Consider the following 13234-nt stretch of genomic DNA (forward strand, 5'->3'; position numbering starts at 1 on the left):
TAAGAATTAAAAGAATACTTTATCTCAAAATAATATTAAATTTTGTCTACTTTGTTATCTATGTGCTTATTTAGACCTAAATTTTTTCAAACTACTTCCTCACTTATCCCCTTACAAACCTAGGCATATTAAAAAGACGCTATTTCTTAACTATAGAAAACAGTAATTTTTCAAATTATTTCATTCAATTGATAGACTTGACTATCTATATACTTTCACTTGGATTTGACATCCATTTTACTGTAATAATCAATACAATCGTTTTTTTGTTATTGCTGACGCTCAGATTTTTATCATCTAATGTCAGTTGTTTTCTTGTATGTAATTCATTTTTCACACTAGCATTTATACTAGCATTTCTTGTTAAATGATGAAGATTCTTATGGATATTTTCTTCATCAAGTATTCCTTTTAAAATCTCCCCCAAGTTTGGTAATTGCCTTTTTGACGAAGTGAACACCTTAAAATTATCAAACGATTGACTTTTTTTGAAAGTAAGCGGCGAACTTGAGTCGTTGATTATACTATTGGTAAAACTTGCTGTAAATTCTCCCTGAGAGTATTCCAAAAAATAATAGGGGTTTTCAGCAATTCTTTTTTCTCGTTGTTCTTTAAGCTCTAAATAAACGTTATATAGATGAGTCAACGCACTGACTTGTTTTTTATTAAATCTCGCTTCTTTTATAAAAGCTTCAAGTAACATCTTACGATTATCTCTGGTATTTCCTACCTTTGGCTTAATTGTTCTACTTTTTAATTCTACTGGTAGTTTTTTTAACCCAGTAGCTATTGTCTCTTGAAAAATAGATTTCTGACTGTTGTAGAGAACGACTCTAAAAGTCCCAAAAAGTTCTTTAACCGTACAATTTGCCATTCCATTATATCCCCTCATACTAAGGTTGAGGTATGTAGGGTCTATTTTTTCTTCGCCTAATTGCTGAATAACTTTTGCTGTATTGCAACGACTATCTTTGTGATGTTCAAATTTTGTCTGGAAAATGATTTTACTTAAAGTACTTAATTTTTCTGGAAGAATCGTTGTGAATACACCTGATGGACGATCACTGTTCGTATCTTCCAATTTATCAATCATCGCTACTAAATAATGTCCTTCTTTTCTATAAAGGATTAATCCAAATACATGATCCTGAATTTTTTTAGTGATATATGCTGGAAAAATTATAAAATCTGTTGGATCATCTTTTTTCATGTTTTCCATCATTTGCTGTAACTCTTTGGGATTTTTCATTTCATAAAATTTAATCGTTCTTTTCAAGGAATCAATGATTGCTGGTTTTTTCTCTCGGTCAATCAATGCTTCCTGTTCATCATTTTCAAGCATTTTAATAAAAGTTGAGAATAACAATTGATAATTTTTTTTTCCTTCTTCACCGACTGCTTTAAAATCTCCTGCATCAGCCAACCCATAAGCGAGTGCCAACAACATATAAGATCGTTCAAACAAGTTCATAACATCACTCCTGATTAGAATAGTTGAATTTTATCATATAAAAAAGAAACAAAAGAATCTCTTTTTCTTATTTTTAGAAAAAAAGATTCTTTTGTTTCGATAATACCCGTTGATACCTTTACGTAAAAAAAGAGGGACTGGGACAAAAGTTGTCTCAGTCTCTTCTAGTATCTCTAAAAAACGAATAAACGGTGAGACAAAAGTAGCATCTTCGGAAATAAACCGAAATTTACCAAAAATTTGAGAAGCAATTTTCGGAAATTCCTTCTTATTTCTTGATGCTGAACACTTTTGTCTCAACCTCTCGTTGATAGCTATAAAGCGAATAAACAATGTTCAACCATTCGCTGATTGCTTATTGCGCAGTTTCGATTTCGCCCAATGCAGCTTGTGCCAATAGGTTCAAGTAGTTCCATGGACGGTCAAAATGAGGTTGGAAGAAGAAATCAGATAGCGCTAGATCTTCAACGGTCATTTTATTTTGAACAGCCAGTGACATCGTATTTGCTGATTGAGTGATATCATATTTCGACATGAATTGGGCACCGACAATGCGGTTTGTCCCTTTTTCATAAACCAATTCCATCATCACTTTTTCATTTGTTGGCATGAATTCTGGACGATAATTGTCTTCAAAGACCGTTGCTTGGACTTCTAAATTATTCATAGGTGCGCTCTCTTTTGTCACCCCTGTTGAACCAATCGTCCAACCAAATAGGTAAAGTCCAGACGTTCCTTGCGTTCCACGATACGCCATTTTATGTTCAGTCAAGTTATTTCCTACTAACAATCCTTGACGAACTGCGTTAGTTGCCAAAGGAATATAATTTTGGGTACCACTTGGGTTATAACTTACTACAGCAGAATCCCCTGCAGCAAAGATATCTGGATCGCTTGTTTGCATGTATTCATTAACTTTGATGGCTCCATTAGGTAACGTATCAACTTTTCCATCAACTAATGTCGTATTTGGTCTAAAACCAACACATAAGATGACCATGTCCGCGTCAAAAGTTTCTTTAGCAGTTGCTACTTGTTTCACTTTACCCTCTTCATCCGCAATAAACTCAGAAACATTTTCACCTAATGCTAGAGTAACTCCACGGTCGACAAGTTCTTTTTCTAATACATCTGTGAATGGTTTATCAAGATATTTATTTAAAATACGATCTAAACCATCAATCAATGTAACTTGTTTACCAGATTCAACAAAAGCTTCGACTAATTCGATACCGATATAACCGCCACCTACGATGACCACCCGTTTGGCATCTTCTGCTTGTGCAATAATTTCATTTGCTTGGTTATAGTTTTTACATAACAAAATATTTTTTGATTCAATTCCTTTGATTGGCGGAATGATTGGCCAAGAGCCAGTAGTCATTACCAATTTATCATAAGAAACTGTTTCAACTTCACCAGTTTTTAGATCTTTGGCTGTCACAGTTTTCTTTTCAGTATCCACGTCAGTTACATCATGTTCCATTTTTACAGTTGCACCTAAAGAATGTAGTTCTTCAGGATTAGAATAGAATAAACCGGCTGGGTCTTTTACTACACCACCCACGTATAATGCGATCCCACATGATAAAAAGGAAATATTATCATTTCGCTCGTACACAGTAACATCCGCTTCTGGGTGATTTTTTAAGATACTTTTAACAGCTGCTGTACCCGCATGCGTGCAGCCAATTACTACAACTTTCATATGTGAATCCCTCCGATTAACGATTTGTCCTTCGACAAGTTTAAATATAGCAAAAATAAAACGGATACAACAGTTTAATGCTTGTGAATTCACAAATTCAACCTTGTTGTTTTCTGTTCATTCTCCTGCGCAATTGCTGATTAATCCACGATTTACTTGTGAAAACAAAAACATACACTATAACCTTTGTGAATGAAAGAGAAAAAATAAAAAAAAGTCAGTGATTTGTTTATCAAACTGACTAATTTTTTATTTTTTCATATTTTTATCAATACTTTCAGCAAACTAAATCGCTTGTTCTTTTTGACACTCAGGACAGCGACCATATAATTCCAAACGATGCTCATTGATCTCAAAGTTCGTCAATCGACCAGCTGCCATTTCGATATCCGCTAAATCAGGATAATGAAAATCGACGATCTTTCCACAATTTTCGCATATCACATGATAGTGACGTTTTGAACTAAAATCGAATCGACTAGATGAATCCCCAAATTTCATCTCTTGTACAAAGCCAATTGAAGTAAACAATCTTAAATTGTTATAAACTGTTGCCACACTCATATTCGGAAAACGATCTTCCAGAGCACGATAAATTTCGTCAGCAGTCGGATGTGAATGATGTTCAATCAGATACTCTAAAACTGCATACCTCTGAGGTGTGATCCGTATATTTTCCTTTTTCAATTTTTCGATTGTTTCTTCAACTAATAGTTTATTCTCCATTTTTAACACCCCGCGTTGTTATTCTCGTCCTATCATACTATTTTTAGTTTTTAAAATCTACTTTTCATGAAAAGAAATTTCAAATTAATCATAATATTGCGAAAAAAGACGCAATTAAGGAAAAAATCTCCTTAATTACGTCTAAATGTTGTGGTAAGAATTCTTTACATTTCTTGATAAAGCGCAGTTGACAAATAACGTTCTCCGTTATCTGGGACAACCGCTAAGACTTTTTCCCTTTACCTAACACTTTCGCTTCTGCCAAAGCAGCAGCAATCGCTGCGCCTGATGAAATGCCTACTAAGATTCCTTCTTTTTTTCCAACTTCTCTAGCAGTGGCTAACGCTTGATCCCCTGTTACAGAAACTACCCGATCATAGACGCTCGTATCCAAAGTATCTGGCACAAACCCTGTCCCAATTCCTTGAATTTTATGTGGTCCTGCTTCTTTCCCTTCTAAAATCGCTGATTCGGCTGGTTCAACTCCAATGATTTCAATTGCTGGATAGACTCGCTTCAACTCTTTACCAGCACCAGAAATCGTTCCTCCAGTGCCAATCCCTGCTACAAAAGCATCTAACCCATTCACACCAAACGCCTCTTGAATCTCATGTCCAGTTGTTTTCTCATGGATAGAAGGATTTGCTGGATTTTCAAACTGAAGTGGCAAGAAGTAGTCATTTTCCGCTGCTAAACGTTTCGCTTCTTTGATTGAGCCACTGATTCCATCCTTACCTGGCGTGAGCAGTAATTCAGCACCATAACCTTTCATCAATAAGCGTCGTTCGATACTCATCGTTTCTGGCATCACGATGATCACTTTATACCCTTTAGCTACCCCAACCATGGCTAATCCGATCCCTGTATTTCCTGAAGTCGGTTCGATGATTGTGTCTCCTGGCTTAAGAAGGCCATCCCGTTCTGCTTTTTCAATCATACTTAATGCAATCCGGTCTTTTACGCTACCACCAGGATTAAAAAATTCCAATTTCACATAAACTTCCGCTGAATCTTCTGGAACCAAATGATTAAGCTTAACGATCGGTGTCTGACCAATCAATTCTGTAATCGAATGATAAATTTGTGTCATTTTAAGTTCCTCCTTAATATTTTCTTCTATTCAATGATAATACAACTAAGAAACTTCTGGCGAATAATTCGCCTTTTCAACGTAAAAAAACAGGAAAGCTGCGAAGAGCCTTTCCCGTTTTTATCTCTTAATTTAACTAAACGTTTATTTCTTGTCCGACTAATAAGGAATAGTTAGACATCGTCATCCCATTTTTAGCCATTAAGTCATCAACTGACAAACCAAATTTCTGTGCGATATCCCACAAAGTATCACCTGAAACCACTTTATAAGTCTGGCTGCCGCTTGTTGAAGAGGTAGTTGACGTAGTAGTCGTGGTTGTAGTACTTGTACTTGTCGTTGTTGTACCGGACGAAGGCGTATCAAATCGGGTTAAATTATACGTATTAATCAATGAGTTCAATTTTGCTCCGTAACCCGGATCTGTTGCATAACGACCAGTTAGATATGCTGTCGCATCGTAAAAACTCGTGGTATTACTTTTCCAGACACCAGCATAATGATAGTCTCCAATTGAAAAACTAGTTGAACGCAAAACGTTGGCATGATCTTGCAGAGATTCCCAATAAGAAGAATATTTACGGAAAGGTTCATTCATCGTGACCCATTGTCCATTAAGATATTCCTTTGTAGCCATATAAACGACTTGACCACTATAACTTCCTTTAACTCCGAATAAATTATAGTTTGGCGCACTTGCCAGGCTAGATGTGCCATAAGCACTTTCTAATAAAGCTTGGGCAATCATGACCGATGCATATAAATCATTGTTTGCAGCCACTTCAGAAGCTGCCCAACCGATTTGATTGATGAAAGCTTGTGGATCTGCAGTCGTTTGTGTGACCTGCTCATCTGCTCGTACATTTTGCGGTGCTGCTGTAACCATCATTGGCCCCACTAAAAGAGTTGTCCCCATCAAAGGAGCAATCGCTTTTTTATTGATCACCATGGTTCTTTTATTCTTTTGGTGTCGGGCACTGCGGGTTTTCAGCTCTTGCATTCGAATTCCTCCTCAAAAAAATAAAAAACTCTTGATAAAGTTTCCATCTTTAAACAATCTTAATTAATTAAATTATACTTTTAATTTATGGGAAACTCAAATCAATCTTTACTATTTTTCTTTTTGTAACACGAACGTAATGTTAAAGAAACATTAAGTAATATTAAACACGAATCATTATTCTAATTTTCTACTACAAAAAAAGAACATCTGAAAATAGTCTCCTTTTTTCAGATGTTCTTAAACGTTTGTCGTAAAACTTCTTTAACTCATTTTATAATTGGTTGAAAGTTGCTACAACATTTTCCACAGTGAAACCAAATTCTTCAAGAATTTTATTTCCTGGAGCAGAAGCACCAAAATGATCGATCGTGATAGTTGTTCCTTCTGTCCCAACATAGCGTTCCCAACCAAATGAAGCTGCTGCTTCAATAGCTACTCGTTTTGTTACGGCTTTTGGTAAGACGCTTTCTTTGTATTCTGCAGATTGTTTTTCAAATAAATCGAAACTTGGCATTGAAACGACTGAAACATCTTTTCCAGCTGCTGCCAATTCTTTTTGTGCTTTGACTGCTAGATCCACTTCAGAACCAGTCGCGATCAAGATACCTTCTGGTGTTTCTCCTTGAGCTGGTGATAGTACATAAGCTCCTTTTTTCACCATTTCGTCTGCCACTTCTTTCGTTGATGGCAGAACTGGAAGATTTTGACGACTTAAAACCAAGATCGTTGGTGTATCAGTCGATTCCATTGCTACTTTCCAAGCAGCGCGTGTTTCATTCCCATCGGCTGGACGAATCACGTGAACACCTGGCATACATCTTACAGACGCTAATTGTTCGATTGGCTCATGTGTTGGTCCATCTTCACCAACCGCCACTGAATCATGTGTCAACACGTAGATGACCGGTGTATTTTGAATAGCTGCTAAACGGACTGCTGGACGTAAGTAATCAACGAAAACAAAGAATGTACCGCCATAGATACGAGTTCCGCCATGAAGCTGGATACCGTTCATCGCAGCTGCCATCGCAAACTCACGAACGCCAAACCAAATATTACGACCTTCATAATGTTCTGGAGTAAAGTCTTTGTCCGCAGTGACCATCGTATTATTCGAACCTGATAAGTCCGCTGATCCGCCCCAGAAACTTGGGATTGCTTTTGATAACTCTTGAATCACTTCTTTGCTTGAAACCCGGCTAGCTTGACTTTCGCCTACTTCATAAGAAGGTAATTCAGCATCCCAGTCAGCTGGAAGTTTTCCAGCAAACGCATCTTCAAATTGTTGAGCTAATTCTGGATAAGCATGTTTATAGTTTTCAAACATTTCTTTCCATTCATTTTCAGCTTTTTGCCCTTCTTCAACCATTGTTTGGTGGAATCTTTCAGCTACTTCTTCTGGAACTGTGAAATCAGGATACTCCCAACCATACACTCCTTTAGCCATTTTAATTCCATCATCGCCAATTGGTGCCCCATGGACAGCAGAAGTTCCTTCTTTAGGAGCTCCGTAGCCGATCACTGTTTTGACTTCGATCAATGTTGGTTTTTCAGTTTCAGCTTTTGCTTCTTCGATCGCTTGATTGATGGCTTCCAAATCATTCCCATCTTTAACCAAAATATGTTGCCAGCCATAAGCTTCATAACGAGCTCCTACATTTTCAGTGAAAGCTTTTGAAGTAGGACCATCTAATGAAATATCATTTGAATCATACAATACGATCAATTTACCTAATTTCATGTGAGCAGCCATTGAACTTGCTTCTTGCGAAACGCCTTCCATCAAGTCGCCGTCGCCACAAAGAGAATAAGTATAGTGATCTACCACTTTGAAGTTTTCTCTGTTATATGTTGCTGCCAAGTGAGCTTCTGCCATTGCCATACCTACAGCCATAGCGATTCCTTGTCCTAACGGTCCAGTTGTTGCTTCTACTCCGTCAGTATGATTGACCTCTGGATGTCCAGGTGTTTTTGAATCCCATTGACGGAATTGTTTTAAGTCATCGATTGTGACTTGATAACCTGATAAATGTAGTAAGCTGTATAACATTGCCGAACCATGTCCTGCGGATAAGACAAAACGGTCACGGTCAACCCAATTTTTTGAAGTCGTTGGGTTCACTTTCAAATGTTTCGTCCAGAGTGCATATGCCATTGGGGCTGCCCCCATTGGTAACCCTGGGTGTCCAGAATTTGCCTTTTGAACTGCTTCAATACTTAATGTACGGATCGTGTTAACGCCAAGTTGGTCGATTTTGTCGAACAAAATAACCCCTCCTATTAATTTAGGTTTTTTTACCTTTATTTCTTACTTACTAATTTTATTAGATACGTCTAGAAAAAGCAATGTTTTTTAGTAATTATTACTGAAACTTATTTCCTCGACGATGTAAGCCTTTTTCACGTTGGATTTCTTTCAATTTTTCTGGAGTGACATCGTTACCTTCTGGATCAACGATTTTCATCCCTTCGATATGGTGTCGCATCCCAGAACGAAAAGCAGACAGATACTCTTCTCTTAACGCCAATTGTTCTTTTTCTTCGTCAGCTGTTAAGCCTTCTGTTTTCTTTTTTTGGGCCAGTTCGTTGATGCGGGTAATTTTTTCCGGTGATAACATAGCAAGTCCTCCTTTTTACTCTACTTCATATTATATAAAAATCACGAAAAAAACAACTAGTATAAAATATTTTAAATACGAACATTTGTTTGAAAGAAGTAGTTTTATGTGGTACTATTTAATTATTAATTGAAAGAAGGTGTACTCTGTGGCCCGACAAACCGAAACCAGACAAATCGAAGTCTTACGATATATCCACGAGCAAGTTTCCCAAAAAGGCTACCCACCAACTGTTCGGGAGATCGGAGAAGCGGTTCAGCTTTCTTCTACCTCCACAGTTCACGGTCATCTTGCACGATTGGAAAAAAAAGGATTTATTCAACGTGACCCTACGAAACCACGTGCAATCGAATTAACAAAACAAGGATTAGCCAAAATAGGGGTAAAACCTTCCACGATTCCAGTGCTTGGTGTGGTCACTGCAGGTGAACCGATTTTAGCAGTTGAAGATGCGTCCGATTTCTTTCCGATCCCTCCTAACCTTTCTTCTGAAGATGGAAGCTTGTTCATGTTGACGATCCGCGGAGAAAGTATGATCAATGCAGGAATTTTAGACGGAGATAATGTAATTGTCCGTAAACAAGAAACTGCCCAAAACGGGGATATCGTGATTGCAATGACCGCCGAAGATGAAGCGACTTGTAAACGATTCTATAAAGAAAAAAATCATTTTCGTTTACAACCGGAAAACGATCTTCTTGAACCGATCATTTTAGATCAAGTCTCTATTTTAGGTCGAGTCGTTGGGCTCTACCGCAGTCATATCTATTAAAGACGATTTTTTTGACTAGACTTAAGTGAAGGTCTTACTCGCATACTCATTTATTTGCAGTAACTGCTATATCTATCAATAAAGACTGAAAAACCCGGGGCAAAGTGTCTCGGGTTCTTTAATGGGCATTAAGATGGATAAACGATGATTAAGTGTCCATAAACGGCCTGAGTTTTTTCTCTTGTGCTTTCCTCACTCCTTAAATAAAATGCACCGATCTCCTACTTTTTTGTCGATCTTTGTCGTATTTCCATTTCGATTTTTTTCATTTGGTACCACTACAATCGTCATTTACCTACCATGATCTGCGGCATGATTTAGATCAAATACAGCTAACTGCTTTGAATACGGTAAATAAGCAAATGACCTGTGCTGGTTTAAAAAAATTCTGAGTATTACACACATAGATTTCGATCTTTTTTGTTCTTCCCTCTTTACAAAACGAACAAAAGTTCGTATACTAATTATACGAACTTTTGTTCGCATAAAATAATGAGGTGAGAAATCATGAAATCAATGAGACGTCTTGGCTTAGTATTAATGGTATTATTTTTAGGCATTATTATTGGTAATTTTGGTATGCGTACAGCATTGTTGATCTTTGTTCCGTTGTTTTCTTTATGGTTTATGTTGTGGGATGAAAAGAAATACCGTCAGTCTGAACGGCGTCGGATTCATGATGACACTTTTTATCCAGACTCCTATTATCGATCGAGACACTCTTGATCTTGACCCATAAAGAATCCTGAATAACGAAATAAAAAAACACATATGTAAGAGTCAGAAAACGGCTCATGCACAAAAAAGTAGTCGATTGTTCCCCCCCATCAAAAAACAATTGACTACTTTTACAAATACACCTGCACAAACTAAAAATAGTGAGCAAGCGTACTTGGGATTGCTTGACAAAAAAGAGAGTGGGACAATTAGTCAGAAAAAATCTGATTAACGTCCCACTTCTTTTTACATTTATTTTTAATGTTTATTAAGCAAAAAATCGTTTAATATTCCATCAAGGTGATCATATCATATCCTTCGATTTTTTCACGACCATCTAAGTCCATTAGTTCGATCAAGAAAGCACAGCCAACAACGACACCGCCCAATTTTTCTACTAATTCGATCGTTGCTTTGATCGTTCCCCCTGTAGCCAATAAGTCATCACAAATCAAGACTCTTTGTCCAGGTTGGATCGCGTCTTTATGGAGTGTCAATGTATCTGTACCGTATTCCAGTCCGTAAGTTACTTCGATCGTTTCACGAGGCAACTTCCCTTTTTTACGTACAGGTGCAAATCCAACTCCTAATTCGTAAGCTACAGGACAGCCAACGATGAATCCTCGCGCTTCTGGTCCTACAACCATATCGATTCTTTTTTCTTTCGCATAATCTACGATCTGTTTCGTTGCTTCTCTGTAGGCATCTCCATCAGCCATAAGGGGCGAGATGTCACGAAAAATAATTCCTTTTGCTGGATAATCAGGAATACTTGCAATATATTTTTTAAATCCACTATTTGTCTCCTCCTAGGTTGTTAACCTTTTTTTAATAGAGGGAATATCACTTAACAATAAGAATTCCTCTACTTTGATTTTTTTTATTCGTTGCTGATAACGCACGCTATCAGTCAACGGATGACTTTTGGGATTAGCGATCTTTTGCAAAACGCCATCTTCTATTGTAACAAATTTCAATTCAAAAAACACCTGAATCATAAAAATTAATAATTTTTGTGGTATTTTTAGATATTGAGCAATTGAGCCTAATTTATAGCGAATATCTATTTTTTCTTGTGTATGGATCAGTTTGAACAATTTGGCATATTGTTCTCTTGAACCAACTCCATTCAAATAAGCTTCTTCATAAGAAATCCCTAATAAGTACATTCGATCGAAAGAACCAAAGGCAAGGATTTCTTTTAATATTTCTAAATCATTTGGACAATCAACTACCAGCAAGGAATGATATGAATTATCGTGGATCAACTGCTTGATATGTTCCCCACTTTCGAACACGTGGACATTGTCTGTAGCCAGTCCAGAGATTTCTTTTAAAGAAGAGCGATCAAACGCAAGATACAATGTTTGTGGATCAACTTTCGTTAACTGACGGTATCTCTTTGAACGCCAATCAAAAATTTGAAATCCATCAACAACAAAGTCTGATACCAGCAATTGCGGTTTTTTCCGACCGTTCCATTCATTGATAGCTAATTTCCCAACGATATCCACTGGATTATTTAACAGCTCAGCTTCTTGGTCGCCAAAACCAAATGCTACCGCATCTAACGGACTAGCTTCTTCCATCAATGTTAACTTCAAATGTTGCTGACTCGTACCAATTCTTTTCACATTTTCAGCCAAGATTTGGCGAAACAGAAAGTGAGGTACCGCATTGTCTGTACCATATGGTGCAAGTAACTTTAATTCATTAAGCAATTCAATGGTTACATCTTTGGGTGTAAGGACTTCGTCGATCGGTAAAGCTGCGCCTTTTGTCAAATCAATTTTTTGTTCGGAAACATACTGATTCATTCGTTTTTGTAATTCTTGAAGATTATCACTAGGCATCGTTAACCCTACAGCAGCATGGTGTCCTCCAAAGAAAGTAAATAAGTCACGCATCGCATCTAACATTTCATATAGATTCAGGGCTTCGACACTTCGGCCAGATCCTTTCGCTGTACCATCTTCTTTGATCGTTAAGACGATCGTCGGTTTACCAGTGGCATTCATCAGCTTACCAGCTACGATCCCCAACACTCCCTCATGCCACCCAGGATGGGCAAGAAGGTGGATCTGATTCGTTTCATCAATCATTTCCAATGCTTCTTGGGTAATTTTTTCAACGACTGCTTTTCTTTCTTCATTGATCGTGTTGAGTTTTTTGGCATACGTGAGTGCCGCTTCCTCATCAAAGGTAGCTAGCATCTCGACAGCTGGATTAGGATCACCCATTCGGCCAATCGCGTTGAGCCGAGGGGCAATTGAAAAGCCGATGGTCGTTTCATCTGCTTCTTTCATAGAGACGCCACTTTCATTAAATAAAGCTTGTAAACCGATCCGTTCGGTTTCTTTGATCGTATCTAACCCTAAAGCAACAAGTGTGCGATTTTCGCCTGTCATTGATACCAAGTCTGCAATCGTTCCAATCGCCACTAAATCTAAAAATTCAGCAGGAGGTTCTTCTAATAATGCTGTTGCCACTTTAAAAGCTACTCCGACACCTGCTAGATCAGGAAACGGATAATTCCCTTGTGGATGTCGTGGATGCACGATAGCGTAGGCTTCAGGTAATTCACTGGGCATTTCATGGTGATCTGTGATGATTACATCAACACCTGCTTGTTGCGCATAAGCTACGGCATCGTGACCAGCCACACCATTGTCCACTGTAATGATCAATTGCGCACCTGCATCAATTTTTTCTTGATAAACGGCTTTGTTTGGTCCATAGCCATGGATAAAACGATTGGGTAAAAATGTTTCGACATTGGCGCCGAGTAGCTCCAATGTTTCTTTCATCACTGTCGTACTTGTAATCCCATCTGCATCGTAGTCACCATAAACGACTATTTTTTCACCATTGATCACCGCTTCTTGGATTCGACTGATGGCTTTATCCATGTCATGCATTAAGTAAGGATCATGCAATTCTTGATGTTTGGGATTCAAAAATTCTTTTACTTTCTCTACATCACGATAGCCTCGTTGCCAAAGTAATTTGCCAATAAAAGGCGATAGATTCTCTTGCTTTATACTTTGAAGAAACATTTCAGTCGGTTCTGATTCACTTAATTGCCAATCATAAATTGCTTGTCTCACTTGCTCACCCCTAACCTAGTTA

General features: G+C 37.7%; 10 protein-coding genes and 1 pseudogene. 2 read left to right on the forward strand and 9 right to left on the reverse strand.

The window, feature by feature from the left end; translation table 11 throughout:
• Positions 1 to 205: 205 nt before the first annotated feature.
• The 7 genes and pseudogenes from EHR_RS11385 to EHR_RS11415 all read right to left on the reverse strand — a co-directional run bounded on the left by EHR_RS11385 (position 206) and on the right by EHR_RS11415 (position 8616).
• Positions 206 to 1471, reverse strand: a complete 1266-nt coding sequence (locus EHR_RS11385; protein ID WP_014834687.1) for a hypothetical protein — start codon at positions 1469 to 1471, stop codon at positions 206 to 208.
• A 355-nt stretch (positions 1472 to 1826) separates the two neighbouring features.
• The gene (locus EHR_RS11390; protein ID WP_010737508.1) at positions 1827 to 3179 is read right to left on the reverse strand and encodes an NADH oxidase; all 1353 of its coding nucleotides are present in this window, start codon (positions 3177 to 3179) and stop codon (positions 1827 to 1829) included.
• A gap of 285 nt (positions 3180 to 3464) precedes the next feature.
• Positions 3465 to 3905 (reverse strand): Fur family transcriptional regulator, encoded by a 441-nt coding sequence (locus EHR_RS11395; protein ID WP_010719254.1) that lies wholly within the window; start codon positions 3903 to 3905, stop codon positions 3465 to 3467.
• 164 nt (positions 3906 to 4069) lie between these two features.
• Positions 4070 to 4995: pseudogene (gene cysK / locus EHR_RS11400) on the reverse strand (cysteine synthase A).
• Positions 4996 to 5131: 136 nt separating this feature from the next.
• Positions 5132 to 5995: a glucosaminidase domain-containing protein gene (locus tag EHR_RS11405; protein ID WP_010737507.1), complete on the reverse strand. Its 864-nt coding sequence runs from the start codon at positions 5993 to 5995 to the stop codon at positions 5132 to 5134.
• 274 nt (positions 5996 to 6269) lie between these two features.
• Entirely contained in the window at positions 6270 to 8264 is a 1995-nt protein-coding gene (tkt, locus tag EHR_RS11410; RefSeq protein WP_010737506.1) for a transketolase, read from the reverse strand.
• 97 nt (positions 8265 to 8361) lie between these two features.
• Positions 8362 to 8616: a DUF896 family protein gene (locus EHR_RS11415; protein WP_010719258.1), complete on the reverse strand. Its 255-nt coding sequence runs from the start codon at positions 8614 to 8616 to the stop codon at positions 8362 to 8364.
• 148 nt (positions 8617 to 8764) lie between these two features.
• On the opposite strand from EHR_RS11415, the gene lexA reads away from it, so the two are divergent.
• Together lexA and EHR_RS11425 are read left to right on the forward strand one after the other, a co-directional pair.
• A complete protein-coding gene (lexA, locus tag EHR_RS11420) occupies positions 8765 to 9388 on the forward strand; it encodes a transcriptional repressor LexA (RefSeq protein WP_010719259.1) in 624 nt (207 codons plus the stop codon).
• Positions 9389 to 9895: 507 nt separating this feature from the next.
• Positions 9896 to 10114, forward strand: coding sequence for a hypothetical protein (locus EHR_RS11425; protein ID WP_010737505.1), 219 nt, complete (start codon positions 9896 to 9898; stop codon positions 10112 to 10114).
• 275 nt (positions 10115 to 10389) lie between these two features.
• Here the strand turns inward: EHR_RS11425 and EHR_RS11430 are convergent, their stop codons facing one another.
• Both EHR_RS11430 and recJ read right to left on the reverse strand, forming a co-directional pair.
• On the reverse strand, positions 10390 to 10884 hold the full coding sequence (locus tag EHR_RS11430; RefSeq protein WP_042970003.1) for an adenine phosphoribosyltransferase: 495 nt from the start codon (positions 10882 to 10884) through the stop codon (positions 10390 to 10392).
• Positions 10885 to 10914: 30 nt separating this feature from the next.
• Complete coding sequence (gene recJ, locus EHR_RS11435; RefSeq protein ID WP_010737504.1) at positions 10915 to 13212, reverse strand: single-stranded-DNA-specific exonuclease RecJ; 2298 nt, start codon at positions 13210 to 13212, stop codon at positions 10915 to 10917.
• Positions 13213 to 13234: the final 22 nt, after the last annotated feature.

Source organism: Enterococcus hirae ATCC 9790 (assembly GCF_000271405.2).
Classification (GTDB): Bacteria; Bacillota; Bacilli; order Lactobacillales; family Enterococcaceae; genus Enterococcus_B; species Enterococcus_B hirae.